Origin of the sequence: Janthinobacterium sp. LPB2021202312-11-4, assembly GCF_037049705.1 — a bacterium.
In the GTDB taxonomy this organism is placed as follows: domain Bacteria; phylum Pseudomonadota; class Gammaproteobacteria; order Pseudomonadales; family Pseudomonadaceae; genus Aquipseudomonas.
Map to the genome: position 1 here is coordinate 14,958 of NZ_JBAGKV010000039.1, position 17,554 is coordinate 32,511.

General features: G+C 60.1%; 14 protein-coding genes. 10 read left to right on the forward strand and 4 right to left on the reverse strand.

Translation table 11 applies throughout. The features are described from left to right. Positions 1 to 17 precede the first annotated feature (17 nt). Both V5E99_RS27715 and nosR read right to left on the reverse strand, forming a co-directional pair. Positions 18 to 431, reverse strand: a complete 414-nt coding sequence (locus V5E99_RS27715; protein WP_499805525.1) for an NUDIX hydrolase — start codon at positions 429 to 431, stop codon at positions 18 to 20. A 124-nt stretch (positions 432 to 555) separates the two neighbouring features. Beyond that, positions 556 to 1,917 (reverse strand): response regulator c-di-GMP phosphodiesterase, NosR family, encoded by a 1,362-nt coding sequence (nosR, locus tag V5E99_RS27720; protein WP_499805526.1) that lies wholly within the window; start codon positions 1,915 to 1,917, stop codon positions 556 to 558. Positions 1,918 to 2,183: 266 nt separating this feature from the next. Between nosR and V5E99_RS27725 the strand changes: the two genes are divergently transcribed. The 6 genes from V5E99_RS27725 to V5E99_RS27750 are packed head-to-tail and all read left to right on the forward strand — an operon-like array spanning position 2,184 to position 10,564. Next, the gene (locus V5E99_RS27725) at positions 2,184 to 4,484 is read left to right on the forward strand and encodes a GGDEF/EAL domain-containing response regulator (protein ID WP_499805527.1); all 2,301 of its coding nucleotides are present in this window, start codon (positions 2,184 to 2,186) and stop codon (positions 4,482 to 4,484) included. Beyond that, a complete protein-coding gene (locus V5E99_RS27730; RefSeq protein ID WP_499805529.1) occupies positions 4,481 to 6,349 on the forward strand; it encodes a putative bifunctional diguanylate cyclase/phosphodiesterase in 1,869 nt (622 codons plus the stop codon). Before V5E99_RS27725 ends, V5E99_RS27730 begins: the two co-directional genes overlap by 4 nt. Positions 6,350 to 6,393: 44 nt before the next feature. Then, complete coding sequence (locus V5E99_RS27735) at positions 6,394 to 7,353, forward strand: cytochrome-c peroxidase (RefSeq protein WP_499805530.1); 960 nt, start codon at positions 6,394 to 6,396, stop codon at positions 7,351 to 7,353. Then, positions 7,350 to 9,161, forward strand: a complete 1,812-nt coding sequence (locus V5E99_RS27740) for a DAHL domain-containing sensor histidine kinase (protein WP_499805531.1) — start codon at positions 7,350 to 7,352, stop codon at positions 9,159 to 9,161. Before V5E99_RS27735 ends, V5E99_RS27740 begins: the two co-directional genes overlap by 4 nt. Next, the gene (locus tag V5E99_RS27745; RefSeq protein WP_499805532.1) at positions 9,158 to 9,760 is read left to right on the forward strand and encodes a response regulator; all 603 of its coding nucleotides are present in this window, start codon (positions 9,158 to 9,160) and stop codon (positions 9,758 to 9,760) included. Before V5E99_RS27740 ends, V5E99_RS27745 begins: the two co-directional genes overlap by 4 nt. 6 nt (positions 9,761 to 9,766) lie before the next feature. Next, the gene (locus V5E99_RS27750; protein ID WP_499805534.1) at positions 9,767 to 10,564 is read left to right on the forward strand and encodes an ATP-binding protein; all 798 of its coding nucleotides are present in this window, start codon (positions 9,767 to 9,769) and stop codon (positions 10,562 to 10,564) included. A gap of 120 nt (positions 10,565 to 10,684) precedes the next feature. Here V5E99_RS27750 and V5E99_RS27755 read toward each other — a convergent pair whose 3' ends face one another. Together V5E99_RS27755 and V5E99_RS27760 are read right to left on the reverse strand one after the other, a co-directional pair. Then, positions 10,685 to 12,010, reverse strand: a complete 1,326-nt coding sequence (locus V5E99_RS27755) for an APC family permease (protein WP_499805536.1) — start codon at positions 12,008 to 12,010, stop codon at positions 10,685 to 10,687. A gap of 190 nt (positions 12,011 to 12,200) precedes the next feature. Next, positions 12,201 to 13,022, reverse strand: coding sequence for a carbon-nitrogen hydrolase family protein (locus V5E99_RS27760; RefSeq protein WP_499805537.1), 822 nt, complete (start codon positions 13,020 to 13,022; stop codon positions 12,201 to 12,203). A gap of 126 nt (positions 13,023 to 13,148) precedes the next feature. On the opposite strand from V5E99_RS27760, the gene V5E99_RS27765 reads away from it, so the two are divergent. The 4 genes from V5E99_RS27765 to V5E99_RS27780 all read left to right on the forward strand — a co-directional run bounded on the left by V5E99_RS27765 (position 13,149) and on the right by V5E99_RS27780 (position 17,397). Next, a complete protein-coding gene (locus V5E99_RS27765; RefSeq protein WP_169373278.1) occupies positions 13,149 to 13,949 on the forward strand; it encodes a helix-turn-helix transcriptional regulator in 801 nt (266 codons plus the stop codon). 119 nt (positions 13,950 to 14,068) lie between these two features. Beyond that, positions 14,069 to 15,688, forward strand: coding sequence for an FMN-binding glutamate synthase family protein (locus V5E99_RS27770; RefSeq protein ID WP_499805539.1), 1,620 nt, complete (start codon positions 14,069 to 14,071; stop codon positions 15,686 to 15,688). 56 nt (positions 15,689 to 15,744) lie between these two features. Continuing rightward, complete coding sequence (locus V5E99_RS27775) at positions 15,745 to 16,029, forward strand: putative quinol monooxygenase (RefSeq protein ID WP_499805540.1); 285 nt, start codon at positions 15,745 to 15,747, stop codon at positions 16,027 to 16,029. A gap of 243 nt (positions 16,030 to 16,272) precedes the next feature. After that, positions 16,273 to 17,397, forward strand: a complete 1,125-nt coding sequence (locus V5E99_RS27780) for an OpgC family protein (protein ID WP_499805542.1) — start codon at positions 16,273 to 16,275, stop codon at positions 17,395 to 17,397. Positions 17,398 to 17,554 lie beyond the last annotated feature (157 nt).

Consider the following 17,554-nt stretch of genomic DNA (forward strand, 5'->3'; position numbering starts at 1 on the left):
CCTTAGTCTTGTTTTGATCAGGCGATCGAGGTCAGCGAGGCTCGATAAAACGGCAGGATCACGTCCCGTGTCAATGGCGCCAGCGTGAGGTCGCCGTCGGTGGCCGGGTCGATCCAGCGCACTTCCTCGATCTCGGCGGCTGGGGTGACGTTTGCGTCGATGGTCAGCAGAAAGAGTTCGGCCTGCACGACAAAACCCGGCTCGTTGGCGGCGGGCGCCGAGAATGAGCCTAGATAACTGGCGTGTGTCGGATCGATGACCAGGCCCAGTTCCTCTTCGAGTTCCCGGGCCAGGGCGCGGGCCGGTTGCTCGTGGGCCTCGATCTTGCCACCCGGTTGCATGAACGCTTCGGTGCCGCGTTTGCGGACCAGCAAGGTGCGGCCGTCGGGGCCGATCAGCAGGGCGGCGGCGATGTGGATGATGCGGTTCATGGGCAGGATTGGCCTTGGTCAAAAGGCGCAAGAATAACCTGTAGGAGCGAGGCTTGCTCGCGATGGCGTTTTTGAAATCGCCATCGCGGGCAAGCCTTGCTCCTACAGGTTTGCGTTGCGGGGTTCAGGAAGTGGCGCGCTCCAACAGCGCTTCGACTTCTTCGGGGATTTTCACGAAGACGCTGTACTTGGCCCCTTCCATGGTTTCGAAGGCGATCAGTTTGTCCACCAGCGGCCCGTTCAACACCTTGCCGGCATTGAGCAGCAACATGCCGTTGTCGGCGTTAAGGTTGCGCGCCAGGATCATGCCCGCGACCAAGTCGCGGGTGGTCAGCACCTTGACCGACGGATCAGCCAGCGTCACATCGCTCAGGTACGCGGCGCAGACCTGAATGAAATCCTCCACCAGTTCCGGATCGTAGAGCCGCCCGGCGTACTGCCGGATATACACCAGCGCTTCATCGCTGTTCATCTGCCGTTCAAGGATCAGCCCGCGCTGCAATTCGATGAAGTCCACCGCCAGTTTCAGCAACCGCGAACCGAACGGAATCGCCTCGCCCTTGAGCCGGTCGGGGAAACCGCTGCCGTCCCAACGCTCCTGATGGTGCAGGATCAAACGGGCCGCGTCCTTCATCGGGTCGAGGGTCATCAGCAGCGACTCGCTCTGCTTCGGATACTCGCGATAACGGTCACGATCGATGTGATGGAGCAGGTCCGACGGCGTGCTCATCATGCTGTCGGTCCAGCTCAGCTTGCCGATGTTGTACAGCGCGGCGGCCATGGTCAGGTCGCGGCTGGTGCCCTCGTCCAGGCCATGGAGTTTGCAGTACACCCGCACCAGTTCGATGATCTGCCGATTGGTCTGCTTGGCCGGCGGCAGGCGTAGGTTGGCCAGCAACGAAAACACCTCGGTGCCGGTGACATAGCTGTGCTTGAGCTCTTCGTACGCCAGGTCGAGCATGTCGGCGGTCTGTTGCAGCTCTGAAGTACGGGCCGCGACGTGTTTTTCCAGGGTGGTATTGAGGGTTTTCAGTTGCTCGTTCTGCTGCCGGGTCAGTTGCACCAGGCGCCGGCGTTCGCGCTCGGAATGCTGGTGATCCAGGGCCTGGCGCAGGGTCAGGAGCAATTCCTCGTCGTTCCAGGGTTTGCTGATGTAACGGTGAATCTGCCCTTCATTGATCGCCTTGATGATCGTCGGCAGATCGGCGTAACCGGTGAGCAGAATACGGGTTGTCGTCGGGTAGAGCTGATGGATGTTGGCCAGCAACGTGGCGCCATCCATGTTGGGCATGCGCGCGTCGGTCATGACCAGGTCGATGCGGTGCTGCGCCATGATTTCCAGGGCCTGGGCGCCGCTGCTGGCCAACAGAATGTCATAGGGCTGGCCGCGTAATAGTCGCCGAAGACTGTTGAGGATCGATTCCTCGTCGTCGACCAGTAATACCTTGGGCTTATCGGCCAAATTCGTAGGGATTTGCTCTTCCATGACGTCACCTCGAGTGGAACGGGCCTTTCGTATTGTCAGACCAACGGCAAACCTCCTCTCTTGCCGGAGCCTGCCCTACAGGCTAGATGATTTTCAGACACTGCCGGCAACTGATTGATTCCACGCACCCAAGCGAACTCCAGACAAGGGGGCTATGCTCAGCGAACTCGGATCCACAAATCTGTACCCGTTCGGCCAGGTGATCAGGGAAAGGATGCCCCTATGAACAGACCGTTTCGAATTGCTGTCGGTCCAGGCGTATGCCAATGAATACGCTGCTTGACCGGACCAACCGGCGCATTCTCATCGTCGACGATACCGCCTCGATCCATCAGGATTTCGCGAAGATCCTCAGCCCTCAAACCATCGAGGACGACGATCTGGACAGCACCGAACGGGCGCTTTTCGGATCAACGGCGGCCATCACGCTGCAAAGCTTTAACCTCGATTCGGCATTCCAGGGCCTCGAAGCCTTGAACAAGGTCGAATCGGCGCTGGCCAACGACCTGCCCTACGCCATGGCCTTCATCGACATGCGCATGCCGCCAGGCTGGGATGGCCTGGAAACCATCGAACGGCTGTGGCAGGCCGACCCCAAACTGCAAGTGGCGCTGTGCACGGCCTATTCCGACTACTCCTGGGAAGACATCGACGAACGCCTCGAACTGGGTGATCGCCTGCTGATCCTGAAAAAGCCCTTCGATGCCATCGAAATCCGCCAGATGGCCAGTGCGCTCACCGCCAAATGGCAAATGACCGAAGACGCGGCGCTGAAAATGTCGCTGCTTGAGCAAGCGGTCGAAGAACGCACCCGAGAGTTGTCCGACGCCAACATCATCGTGCAGAACAGCCCGACCATTTTGTATCGGTTGCGCGGCGAGCCGTCGTTCCCGCTGATGTACATCTCCCACAACATCACCAAGTACGGGCACATCGCGGCCAGACTGGTGGCGTCGGCCAATTGGGCCAAGGAGCTGATTCACCCCGAAGACTTGCCCAAAGTCGACAGCGCCATGGCGCGGGTGCTGGACCGCCATGCCCAGGGCGCCTCCATCGAGTTCCGCATGCGCACCGGCGACGGGGCCTGGCGCTGGGTCGAAAACCGCTACATCCCGGTGCGCGACGCCGAAGGTCGCTTGCTGGAGGTCGAAGGCATCATCCTCGACATCACCGAGCGCAAACTGGCCGAAGAGAAAATCGCCCTGCTGGCCCGCACCGACGGGCTGACCGGGCTGGCCAACCGCGCCACCCTGATCGAGCGGCTGCATCAGGCTTTCGCGGCGGCGCGGCGCGGGGCGGCAGCGTTTGCGATTTTTTACCTGGACCTGGATCACTTCAAGCGCATCAACGACACCCTCGGCCATCCGCTGGGCGACCTGTTGTTGCAAGAAGTCGCCCGGCGCATCAAGGCCTGTGTGCGCGAAAACGACGTGGTCGCACGCCTGGGCGGTGACGAGTTCGCGATCCTGCAACTCGATGTCGGCGACCCGACCCAATCCGCAGCGCTGGCGGTCAAGGTCCGCGATGCGCTGGTGCTGCCCTACTCCCTGGGCGGCAACGATGTGCGGGCCTCGGTCAGCATCGGCATCAGCAGTTGCACCCCGGACATCCTCAGTGCCGACAGCTTGCTGACCCAGGCCGACATGGCGCTGTATCGCTCCAAGGAACAGGGCCGCAACCAGTACCACTTCCATTCCGAGGAGATCAATCAGGAAGTGGTCGAGCGCATGACCATCGCCAGCGACCTCAAATCGGCCATCGAACACGAAGAACTCGAATTGAATTACTGGCCGGAAGTGGACCTGAGCACCGGCAAGATCCTCGGCATGGAAGCCCAGGTCACCTGGAACCACCCCACGCGCGGGGTTCTGGAAGGTCCGGCGTTCCTGCCGGCCGCCGAAAAAACCGGGACCATTGTCGCCCTCGGCCACTGGGTGCTGGACCGCGCCTGCCAGCAGATGCGCCAGTGGCGCGACGAAGGCATGGCGCCGCCGGTGATTGCGATCAAGTTGTCCCTGGCCCAGCTCAAGAGCGGGCCGGAGCTGATCTATGACGTGCTGCGCACCACCGCGCGCTGGGAACTATGCCCCTGGGACCTGCGCTTCGACGTCACCGAAGCGACCCTGGCCCAGACCAAATGGACCCACAACGATGTGCTGCCACGCCTGCGTGAGTTGGGGGTGAAGATCGCCATCGACGACTTCGGCACCGAATATTCCTCGTTCGACTACCTCAAGACCTACCAGGTCAATCACCTGAAACTCGCCCAGGCCTTCATCGATAGCGCCGCCCAGGACCCGGCCAGCGCTACCACTTTGCGGGCCATCATCAATTTCGCCCGTGATGTAGGGATCGGAATCATTGCCGAAGGTGTCGAAACCCAGGAGCAACGCAGTTCGCTAATGGCCACCGGTTCCCCGATGAACGCCCAGGGCTACTTCTTCAGCAAAGCGGTCAGCAGCCAACAGGCCGCCGAACTGCTGAAAGCCGGGAGCATCGTGCCCACGGGTGGCGAACCCGGCCCACCGCTGGACGATCCGCGGCATTCCACGGAGGAAAACGGATGAAAGCACCTTTCGTGCGGACTAACCGGCGCATCCTGATCATCGATGACACACCGTCGATTCATCAGGACTTTCGCAAAATCCTCGACCCTGACGATGAGCAGGCCCTGGCCAGCGCCGAAGAAGTGCTGTTCGGCACCGTGCAACCGGACCGGCTGACCTTCCAGCTCGATTCCGCCTACCAGGGCCAGGAAGCCCTGGAACTGGTGAAACGCGCCCGGGCCGAAGGACGCCCTTATGCCCTGGCGTTTACCGACATGCGCATGCCACCGGGCTGGGACGGACTGGAGACTATCGAAGAGCTGTGGAAGGCCGATCCCAACCTGCAAATCGCCCTGTGCACCGCGTTCTCCGATTACAGCTGGGAAGCGATGGCCGAACGGCTCGAATTCGGCGATCAGCTATTGGTGTTGAAAAAACCTTTCGACAGCCTGGAAATCCGCCAGATGGCCAGCGCCCTGACCTGGAAATGGCAGATGGCCCAGGACGCGGCGATGAAAGTGCTGAGCCTGGAACAGACCATCGAGGCTCGGGTGCATGAACTGCTCAAGGTTTCGCACCTGTTGCAGTACGACGTGCTCACCGAATTGCCCAACAGCACCTTGCTCGGTGATCGGCTGAATCAGTCCCTGGCCCTGTCCCGACGCCATGACAAGCAACTGGCGGTGATGTTTCTGGGCCTGGACCGTTTCAAGCGCATCAACAATGCCCTGGGCCATCCGGCCGGCGACGAGATGCTCAAACGGGTCGGGCAGAACCTGGTGGCCACGGTGCGTGAATCCGATTCGGTGTTTCGCTATGGCTCCGATGAATTCGTGGTGATCCTCGCCGACATTCGCCACCCGCAGCAGACCAAGGGCATCGCCGAAAAACTCTTGAATGCGATCCGCGCGCCGCAGCACATCGCCGGCCACGACCTGAGCGTGACCGCCAGCCTGGGCATCAGCATTTACCCTGAAGACGGCCTGGACGCCATCGTGCTGATCAAGAAAGCCGAAACCGCGATGCGCAACGTCAAGGAAAACGGCCCGAACGATTTCAGCTTTTTCATCGACGAAATGAACCAGCGGGCCCGGGAACAGCAGAGCATCGAATCGGGTATTCGCCTGGCCCTGGAGCGCAACGAATTTGTTCTGCACTACCAGCCGAAAATGGACCTGAGCACGGGCCAGGTGGTCGGCGCCGAAGCGTTGATCCGCTGGAAAAAACCGGGGCAAGGCTGGGTCTACCCCTCGGATTTCATTGCCGTGGCCGAAGACAGCGGCTTGATTGTGCCGCTGACCAAATGGGTCATGGCCCAGGCCTGTCGTCAGGCGTGCCTGTGGCAGACCGCCGGGCTGCCGAAGGTCTGCATATCGGTCAACGTCTCGGCCATCGATTTTCGGCAGCGAGACTTTGTCGAGAGTATCGAGCAGATCCTCAAGCAGACCGGCATGGAGCCGACGTTGCTGGAGCTGGAAATCACCGAAGGTGTGTTGATGCAGAACGTCGATGCCACCGTGACCGCGCTGAACCGGATCAAGGCCTTGGGTGTGCGACTGGCCATCGATGACTTCGGCACGGGTTATTCGAGCCTGAGCTACCTGCGGCGGTTTCCCATCGACGTGCTGAAAATCGACCAGTCGTTCATCCGTGGCTTGAGCCGTGACAGCAGTGATGCAGCCCTGGTCAACGCGATCATCAGCCTGGGCAAGAGCCTCAAGCTGACCGTCATCGCCGAAGGGGTGGAAACCCTCGAACAGCTAGACTTCCTCAAGGCTCATCATTGCGAGGAAGGCCAGGGTTACTACTTCAGCAAAGCCGTGGCGCCGGATGCTTTTGCGCATTTTCTGATGTCGGTGAAACCGCTGCCCTCCGCCGAGACATGAACGACGCACAACGACACTCAGGCCACTCGCCAAGGAAACATTTGATGTCGCCGAACTGTGCCTTCCTGCTTCCGGTTTTTTTGTTGGCCATGAGCCTGAACGCCAGCGGCGCACCGCTGGACGAACCGCTCAAACCGCTGCCTGCCGCGCCCAGGCAAAATCCGCTGCGGGTCGAACTCGGCCGTCAGTTGTTCAATGAACCGCGCTTGTCGGTCAACGGCAATCTGTCCTGCGCCAGTTGCCATCGAATGGAAACCGGCGGCGCCGACAACAAGGCGTTTTCCATCGGGTCCAACGGCCAGCCCGTGCCGATCAATACCCCCAGCGTGTTCAACGCCAGCCTCAATTTCCGCCAGTTCTGGGATGGCCGGGCCGATACCCTGGAAGCCCAGATCCACGAAGTGGTGCAGAGCCCCGCCGAAATGGGCAGCAACTGGGAACACGTGGTCCAGACCCTGGCCAGCGACCCGACCTATAAAGCCGCATTCACCAATGCCTACCCGGACGGCGTGACCATGGGCAATGTGCAAAGCGCCCTGGCCAGCTACGAGCGCACGCTGCTCAGCGCCAATTCGCGCTTCGATCAATACCTGCAAGGCAACACCGACATTCTGACCCTCGACGAAAAATACGGTTATCAGCGCTTCAAGGACTACGGCTGCATTTCCTGCCATCAAGGGGTGAATATCGGCGGCAACATGTTCCAGAAGTTCGGGGTCATGGGTGATTACTTCCAGGCCCGGGGCAACCCGACCGAATCCGACCTGGGTCGTTACCTGGTGACCAAGGATGAAGAGGACCGCAACGTGTTCAAGGTCCCGAGCCTGCGCAACGTGGCCGTGACCGCACCGTATTTCCACGACGCCTCGGCGAACACCCTCGAAGAAGCGGTGGATGTGATGTTCAAGTTCCAGCTCGGCCGTGTGCCTTCGGCCGACGACAAGACCCTGATCATCCAGTTTCTCAAGACCCTGACCGGTGAATGGGAGGGCAAGCCGCTATGAAAATGTCCCGACGTCGCAGCCTCGCCTTGCTGAGCCTTGTCGCCCTGGCGCTGGCCTCGATCCTGTTGTTTCTGTATTTGAAATCCAGCTCCGACCAGACCTCGACCTACACCGAGTCCCGGGATTTGATCGGCCGGATGAAACAACTCAACGCGCAATGGGAAACCGAAATTCTCAAGGCGCGGATCACCATCAATCACAACTACGATCCGCTGGTCACACCGCTGACCGAAATGACCCGGTTGTGGGAACGCTTCGACAGCATGGAATCGGATCACGGGCGCAACGATTCGCCGCTCTGGAAAGACAGCCATGATGCGTACCTGGCGGCCATCCAGGAAAAGACCCGGCTGGTGGAACAATTCAAGTCGCACAACGCGGTGCTGCGCAATTCCCTGGCGTTCCTGCCAACTGCCGAGGACGACATCCAGCAACCCCTGACCCAACTGGTGGATGGCGACAAACTGCAACTGCAAAACATCGCCACCGACACTTACGACTTGCTGCTCAGCGCCCTGGAATTCGCCCAGGTCACCTCCGATGACAAAGCCGCCGACATCCTGCTGGGCTTGAACAAACTGGGGGTGAACAAACTGCGGCTGCCGGAGCCGTTCCATGGCCCCATCGATATCTTGAGCAACCACATCGCCCTGATTCTGCGCGAGCAACCGATCGTCAATCGCCTGCTGGATAACATCGAAGCCATTCCCGTGGCCGAACGCCTGGACGACATTACCCGGTTGCTGAACACCGATCAGCAACAGGCCGATGCGGTGTATCAGCGCTACCACTTGTACATGCTGGTGTTTTCGACCTTGCTGGTGTTGGTGCTGGTGTACCTGGCGATTCGCTTGATGCGCAGCTTTACCGAGATCAGCCGCGTCAACAAAGCCCTGCAAACCGCCAATGACGAGCTGGAGCTGCGCGTCGAACAACGCACCCAGGAACTCAAGGATACCCAGAGCGAACTGCTCGACACGGCGCGCCAGGCCGGCATGGCCGAGATCGCCACCAACGTGCTGCACAACGTCGGTAACGTGCTCAACAGCGTGAACATTTCCGCCGACCTGGTCACCCGCAAACTGCGCAGCAGCAAGGCCCTGGGGTTGGGCAAGGCGATGCAACTGATCAATGAGCATCCGACGGACCTGGGCAGCTTCTTGACCGAGGATGAAAAAGGTAAATTGCTGCCCGGTTACCTCAATCAACTGGTGGACGCCATCGCCCTCGAACAGCAGGGCATGACCGACGAACTGGCGCAACTGACCAAAAGCGTGGACCACATCAAGGACATCGTCGCCACGCAGCAGTCCTATGCCGGCGCCAACAGCCTGATGGAACCGGTGCACATCAGCGAATTGCTGGAGGACGCACTGCGCATGAACTCCGGTGCCCTGACCCGCCACCATGTCACGGTGGTCAAGGAGTACAGCGACGTGCCTCGGGTCATGGGCGACAAGCACCGTTTGCTGCTGATCCTGATCAACCTGATCAGCAACGCCAAGTACGCGATGTCCGACCTCAGCGACCGGCCGCGACAGATGACCCTTGGGGTGAAAATCGTCGACGACACGCTGCTGCAAGTCAGCGTCAAGGACGACGGCGAAGGCATCCCCGAGGAAAACATGACGCGCATCTTTGCCCACGGCTTCACCACCCGCAAGGAAGGCCACGGCTTTGGCCTGCACAGCTGCGCCCTGGCCGCCATCGAAATGAACGGCCACCTCACCGCCCACAGCGACGGACCGGGCAAGGGCGCGCAGTTCATCTTGCAAATCCCCTTGAAAACCGTGGCAGGTGACGCATGAGCAAACCCTCGAATCGACGCATTTTGTTGATCGATGACACACCGTCCATCCATGTGGATTTTCGCAAGATCCTCACCCCCACCCCGGTGCAACACGTGGAGCTGGATGAGATGGAAACGGCGCTGTTCGGCGCCGAACCGAAGTCCGCCAGCGCACTGTTCGAACTGGATTCGGCGTTCGGCGGCCAGGAAGGCCTGGGCAAACTCAATTTCGCCCTGAAGGAAAACCGCCCGTACGCCATGGCTTTTGTCGACATGCGCATGCCGGACGGCTGGGACGGCGCCCAAACCATCGAACACCTGTGGCAACAAGACCCGCGCCTGCAAGTGGTGGTGTGTACCGCGTACTCCGACTATTCGTGGGATGAACTGCTGGACCGTTTGCAGGCCCATGACCGGCTGCTGATCCTGAAAAAGCCGTTCGACAACATTGAAGTCCAGCAGATGGCCAATACCTTGCTGACCAAATGGGACATGACCGAACGGGCCAGCGTGCAGGTCGATCATTTGGGGCAAATGGTCGAACGCCGGACGCGGCAGTTCAAAGAGGCCAGCGTCGAACTGCAACGGGAAATCGACGAGCGCAAACAGTTGGAATAGCAACTGGTGCAATCGGAAAAACTCGCCTCCCTCGGGCAACTGGCCGCCGGGGTGGCCCATGAAATCAACAACCCGATTGGCTTTATTTCTTCCAACCTCGGGTGCCTGGACGGCTACTTCAAGCAGCTTCAGGAAATGCTCGATGCCTACCGCAGTGCTGAAGAGGCGATTGCTTCAACCGAAGTGCTCGAACGATTGGGGGTGCTGCGCGAACGGGTCGAGCTGGAATTCCTGCGCGAAGACATTCCGTTGCTGATCAAGGAATCCAAGGACGGCATCAACCGCGTCGGGCAGATCGTCAAGGATCTGAAGGATTTCTCCCGGGTGGACTCCAACCAGGAATGGCAGTGGGCCAACCTGCAACAGGGCATCGAATCGACCCTGAACATCGTCGCCAATGAACTCAAGTACAAGGCCGACGTGGTGAAGCAATACAACGTGCTGCCGGACATCGAGTGCCTGCCGTCCCAGATCAACCAAGTGATCATGAACCTGATCGTCAACGCCTCTCAGGCCATCGGGCCGGACCGGGGCACCATCACCCTGCGCACCGGGCTGGAAGGTGAAACTGTGTGGATCGAAGTCGCCGACACCGGCTCGGGCATTGAACCGCAGACCTTGCAGAAAATATTCGACCCGTTCTTCACCACCAAACCGATAGGCCAAGGGACCGGGCTCGGGTTGTCGCTGTCCTACGGGATTGTGAAAAAGCATCACGGGGATATTTCGGTGCGCAGTGAAGTCGGGGTGGGGACGACCTTCAGGGTCGGGCTCCCAGTGCGCCAAACCAAACTGGCGAGCTAACCCCGGGGTAGGAGCTGCCGCAGGCTGCGATCTTTTGATCTTGATCTTGGCGATTCAGAGGCCGCCGAAAATCAAGATCAAAAGATCGCAGCCTGCGGCAGCTCCTACCCCGGGGGTGGGTCAGGTGGCTTCCTGGAAATCCATTTCTGGTGGCTGACGGCGGAAGCCGCCGGTCAATACGGCCAGGTACACCACGCCAATCGCCAGCCAGCTCAGGCCCAGGTAAATCGCCAGGTGATCGAGGCTGACCATCAGCCACAAATCAGCAACCAGGCCAATGAACGGGAACACCAGGAACAACACCAGTTCACGCGGGCCTTTTTTCTCGCCGCCGATCCAGTAATGGAAGATCACCGACAGGTTCACCAGGCTGAACGCCAGGAACGCACCGAAGTTGATGAACGACGTCGACGTGGTCACGTCCAGTTTCAGCGCCAGCAACGCCACCACTGCACACAGCAGGATGCTATTGACCGGCGTGCCGAATTTCTCATGCAAGGTGCCGAAGAACGACTTGGGCAGCACCCCGTCGCGGCCCATGGCGAACAGCAACCGCGAACCGCTGGCCTGGGCCGACAAGCCCGACGCAAACTGACCGACGATCAGGCCAATCAGGAAGATCGACACGAACAGGTCGCCACCGATGTTGCGGGCGATCTCATAGGCCGCCGAGTCAACGTTCTCGAACTGGAACGCCGGATGGGCGATCTGCACGAAGTACGACACGCCGACGAAAATCAAACCGCCGATCAGGGTAATCAGCATGATCGCCCGTGGAATGGTGCGGCGTGGGTCGCGGGTTTCTTCGGTCAGGGTGCTGACCGCGTCAAAACCGAGGAACGAATAACAGGCGATGGCCGCGCCGCTCATGATCAGCGGCATTTGCATGTCGCCGTTGAAGAACGGTTTGACCGTCCACAGTGGCGTGCTCGCATCGCCGCCGATGTAATGGATACACAGCACGACGAAGGCGATCAGCACCAGCGCTTGCACCAGCATCAGCAAGGCGTTGATGCCGTTGGCCAGTTTCAGGCCGACGATGTTGATCGCGCTGGTGATGCCGATAAACGCCAATACCCAGACCCACTGCGGCACCGCCGGGAACGCGGAGTTGAGGTACGCCGCGCCAATCAGCCAGATCGCCATCGGCAGGAACAGGTAATCGAGCAACACCGCCCAACCGGCGATAAAGCCGAGTTTCGGGCTGATGGCTTTGCGCACATAGCTGTAGGCCGAGCCGGCGACCGGGAACGCGGCGGCCATGCGCCCGTAGCTCATGGCGGTGAAGAACATCGCCACCAGCGCCGCCAGGTAAGCGGCCGGGACCATGCCGGCGGTGGATTGAGCGAGGATGCCAAAGGTGCCAAGCACAATGATTGGCGTCATGTAGGCGATGCCGAACAGCACCACCGAACCCAATGACAGGGTGCGTTGCAAACGAGCCATGAGCGACTACTCCGAATTTATTAGATTTATGGCAGAGCCGAGTTCGGCGCAAAATGTCGGGTGTTGCGTTGTTGTTTTTCGGTGTTTTCCGGTGAATCGTGGAGCGCCGAGAAGATCGCAGCCTTCGGCAGCTCCTACAGGGAAATCGCGTTCGGCGCAGGAACTGCCGAAGGCTGCGATCTTTTGATCCTCAGCTTTTAGGAATCATCAGCTCCCGCAATCCAGAAGCATGCTCAACAATCTCCCCCGGCAACTTCAGCCGCTGATCATCCAGGTAGCGATAATCCTGGCGCGCCGCCGTCAGTTGATTCAGGTCCAGCTCCACCGCGAACTGCCCCGCCTCGCGTCCGGCTTCGAACAGCAGCGTGCCCAACGGATCGACCAACGCACTGCCGCCGGCAAACAACAACCCGCCATCGCCCTCTTCCACCCGGTTGACCATCAGCGCGAACGCCTGGTTTTCCTGGGCGCGGGCCATGATTGCGGTGCGGTGGGTCGGGCCGTAGGGGTCCATGTTGCCGTTGGTGACCAACAGCAATTCCGCGCCCAGTTGCGCCAGGGCACGGGCGGTCTCGGGGAATTCGATGTCGTAGCAAATCAGCAAGCCGACCCGCACACCGTTCCACAGGCAAGTCGCGTAACGATCACCCGGCGCGTAAACGCCACGGTCCGAGGCCCACAAATGCGTCTTGCGGTAGCGCAGCGCAATGCCTTCGGGGGTGATCAGCAGCGTGGTGTTGTAGAAGCGACCGTTATCGTTCTCGGCCATGCCGACGACCACGGCGATATTGCGTTCACGGGCCGCGTCGATCACCGCACTGACGGTCGGGCCGTCCAGCGCTTCGGCGACCTGGGCCACGGTCTCTTCCGAGGCAAAGCCCATCAAGTGGCCTTCGGGAAACATAATCAACTGCGTGTCGGCGGCGCAGACAGCAATCGCCGCCAGTGCGCGTTCGAGGTTGTAAGCCGTGTCGTTGTCACGGCCCGCCAATTGCGAGAGTTCGACCTTCATGGGTATTCCTTGTTCTAAGACCGGGCAGGGAGAAAGATTGCCCGGTCGGTGTCTGTGCGCCAGTATGCGCAGCAAGCAACCGGCCAGGGAATTACGCGGCTGGGGTAACCCGATAGGGGTAGACGCATGACACTCTCGCTGGATGACATCGCCTGGCACCGTTCGGTGGGGCAATTGATCGACGCCCTGGACAAGCCGAATTTCTGGACGCAATTGGTCCGGCTGCTGGATCAATACGTGGATTTCGACAGTTGGGTGGTGCTGCTGTTCAGCGCCGACCAGCACCCGCAGGTGTTCGCCGAATGCCCCGGCGAGGACGGCAGCCCCGATCAGTTGTTTCAGGATTATTTGCGCGGCTTGTACCTGCTCGACCCGTTCTACATCGCCTGCCGCGAGCAATCGCGCACCGGGCTGTATCGCCTGTCGGAGGTGGCACCGGAGCATTTCGAGCTGACCGAGTATTACCAGCGCTACTTTCGTCTGAATGTGGTGGCCGACGAAATCCAGTTCAATTGCCAGCTCGAAGGCGACCGTACGCTGTGCCTGTCCCTGGGCAGCAAGCAGCGTTTCAGTGGTCAGCAGATTGCCTTGCTGTCGCTGATCCAGCCGTGGGTGCTTGGCTTGTTGCGCCAGCGCCTGCCCTATGAAATCAACGAAGTCGTGGCCCTGGCCCCGGCGCCACCCCAGGTTGATTGGCGAGTACAACTGGAAGCCTCGGTGCAGCAACTCAAAGGCGCGCAATTGACCGCTCGGGAGCTGGATGTCGGGCGTTTGATGCTCAGCGGTTGCTCCAGTAAAGAAATCGCCCGTAAGCTGGAAATCTCCGTCGAAACCGTGAAAGTCCATAAGAAACACATGTACAGCAAACTGGGGATCAAATCCCAGTCCGAGCTGTTTTCGATATTCCTGCAGGCCCAGAATGCCTGATTGCCTGAAAAGATCGCAGCCTTCGGCAGCTCCTACAAAAGCCGAACCGTGCACGGACCTGTAGGAGCTGCCGAAGGCTGCGATCTTTTAAAACCCGAGTCCGAACCCAAGGAAACCGTATGAGCCTGTCACTCCTGAGCCGCTACGCCTTCTTTGCCGCTTGCGTGATTTTCACCCTCGCCAGCCTGCCGTTCCTGCAACACGACTGGCTCTGGCCGTTTACCGCCATCACCGGCGTCCTGAGCCTGATCGGCCTGTTCGACCTGCTGCAAAGCCCCCACGCGGTGCGGCGCAACTACCCGATCCTCGGCAACATTCGTTATCTGGTCGAAGGCATTCGCCCGGAAATCCGCCAGTACCTGCTCGAATCCGACAGCGACGCCCTGCCCTTCTCCCGGGCCCAGCGTTCGCTGGTGTATTCCCGGGCCAAGAACGAAAGCGCCGACAAACCGTTCGGTACCCTCATCGACGTGTACCAGTCGGGTTTCGAATTCATCGGCCACTCCATGCGCCCGGCACCGCTGAGCGACCCGAGCAGTTTCCGGGTCATGGTTGGCGGCCCGCAGTGCTCCCGGCCGTATTCGGCGTCGGTGTTCAACATCTCGGCCATGAGCTTCGGCTCCCTCAGCGCCAACGCCATTCGTGCGTTGAACCAGGGCGCCAAACTCGGCAACTTCGCCCACGACACCGGCGAAGGCAGCATCAGCGCCTATCACCGGGAAAACGGCGGCGACCTGACTTGGGAACTGGGCAGCGGCTACTTCGGCTGCCGCACCGCTGACGGCCGCTTCGACCCGGAACGCTTCGCCGCCCAGGCGCAAACGCCGCAAGTGCGGATGATTGAAATCAAGATGTCCCAAGGTGCCAAACCCGGCCACGGCGGGATCTTGCCCAAGCACAAAGTCACCAAGGAAATCGCCGAGACACGCGGCATCCTGATGGGCGAAGACTGCGTCTCACCGTCACGCCACAGCGCGTTTTCCACGCCGATTGAACTGATGCACTTCATCCAGCAACTGCGTGAACTGTCCGGCGGCAAACCGGTGGGCTTCAAGTTCTGTCTCGGTCACCCATGGGAATTCATGGGCATCGCCAAAGCCATGCTGGAAACCGGCATCCTTCCGGACTTCATTGTCGTCGACGGCAAGGAAGGCGGGACCGGCGCCGCGCCCGTGGAATTCACCGACCACATCGGCGTCCCCATGCGCGAAGGCTTGTTGTTCGTGCATAACACCCTGGTGGGCCTGAACCTGCGGGACAAGATCAAACTTGGCGCCAGCGGCAAAATCGTCAGTGCCTTCGACATCGCCAGCGTCTTGGCCATCGGCGCCGACTGGGCCAACTCGGCGCGCGGCTTCATGTTCGCCATCGGCTGCATCCAGTCGCAAAGCTGCCACACCAACAAATGCCCGACGGGCGTTGCGACTCAGGACGCCCTGCGTCAACGGGCGCTGGTGGTGCCGGACAAGGCCCAGCGCGTATTCAACTTCCATCGCAATACGTTGAAAGCTTTAGCTGAAATGCTCGCCGCCGCCGGGCTCGAACACCCTTCGCAACTGTCCGCCAAGCATTTGGTGCGACGCATGTCGGCGACCGAGATCAAGTTGTTCTCGCAGTTGCATGTATTTTTGAAACCGGGGGAATTGCTCACCGGGGAAGTGAACGGCGAGTTTTATTCGCGGATGTGGCAAATGGCGCGGGCGGACAGTTTTGAGCCCAATGAGGTGGCGGCCGCTTAAGGAATATCTAGACGCCAGCCTCATGGGAAGGCTGGCGCACATCAAGGAAGAACACCATGCTGAAAGTGATCGCCGAAGACTTCATCAAACCGCAACACATCGAAACCGTTCGACCGTGGTACGCCGAACTGGTCGAGAAAACCCGGTTGGAGCCGGACTGCATCGCCTACGACCTGTTCGTCGATCAGAAAGCCCCCGGGCACTTCATATTCGTCGAGCAATGGCCGGACCAGGCGGCGCTGGATGCGCATTGCCAGTCCGAGCATTTCCGGCGCCTGGTGCCGCAGATCAACCAATTTCAGGCCAAAGATTGCATCGTCTTGCTGATGGATGCGTTCTGACGTTCTACCTTTTTCAAACCTGATTACTGGCCTGTAGCGCGCCTTGTACCGCTCGGCGCCCAGGCGTTTGATGACCCGCGTTTAGACCGACGGTTGCTCCGGGACAGCCCCGGAGACATCCCGTAATATCCCGACTTTGCAATTACCGGCCGATCCCTGCACCCTGCCGCCGCCGATGTGCGGCACGCAACCTTTTGCGCCGTACAACGCTCCTTATCAAAACCCGTTCAAGAGCTTTCCGTCATGACGTCTGGACGCGATCACCGAATCGACTTTTTCCGAGGCCTGGCCCTGATCTTCATTTTCTGGGATCACGTGCCCCACAACCCTCTGGGCCAAATCACCCCGCGCAACTTCGGCTTCAGCGATGCGGCGGAAATCTTCGTGTTTCTGGCCGGGTATGCGGCAGTGCTGGCCTACGGCAAGATTCTCCAGCGCGATGGTTACCTGATCGCTTGCGTGAAGATTCTGCGCCGCGCCTGGGTGCTTTACGTGGTGCATATCTTCTTGCTGGCGATGCTGATGGGCATCGTGTTCTTCGCCAACAGCCATGTGGAAACCCGCGACCTGGTGGAAGAAATGGGCATGCACCACTTCATCACCAACCCCCAGCAAGCGCTGACAGATGAGTTGCTATTGCGCTTTAAACCGAACCTCATGGACCCGCTGCCGCTGTACATCGTGCTGCTGGCCGGTTTGCCGCTGGTGCTGCCAATGCTTGTGCGCAAAGCCTGGGCGGTGGTGGCGGTGTCGTTGACGGTGTACCTGCTGGCGCCGTGGTTTGGCTGGAACCTGGCGGCCATCAAGGATGGCGTGTGGTATTTCAACCCGGTGGTCTGGCAACTGCTGTTTGTGCTCGGTGGCGCGGCGGCGATTCACGGGCAGCGACCACGCTTGCCCGACGCCCGACCACTGATGCGCCAGCCGTTGTTTGTCGGCGCGGCGGTGTATGCGGTGCTCGCCGGGGTGATCACGATCTCCTGGCGCTGGCCGGAAATCCACGACGCGGTGATGCCGGGGTGGCTGAGCAATCTGTTGTACCCGATCAGCAAGACCGACCTGTCGCCGGTGCGGCTGCTGCACTTCCTGGCCCTGGCCTATGTCACCGCCAAGTGGTTGCCCGACAACGGCTGGACGCGGAATTGGCTGGCGCAACAAAGCTGTCGGATGGGGCGTTACTCGCTGGAAATCTTTTGCCTGGGCGTGTTGCTGGCGCCGTTGGCGGACATGGTCAATGCCATGACGGATGACGCGTTTGCCATGCAGATCTTCACCGCACTGGTGGGGGCCGGGTTGATGGCGTTGCTGGGGGCGTGGCTGGATTTCAACAAGCGGTTGAACCGGTCGGTTTCGGTGGTGCCTGCTTAACGTCAAAAGATCGCAGTCTGCGGCAGCTCCTACAGGAGAAGCGTTCAACCGGCCAACCATCGGTTAAACGCCTTCCCCTGTAGGAGCTGCCGAAGGCTGCGATCTTTTGATCTTCAAAAACAAAAAGCCCCGATCATCACGACCGGGGCTTTTGCGT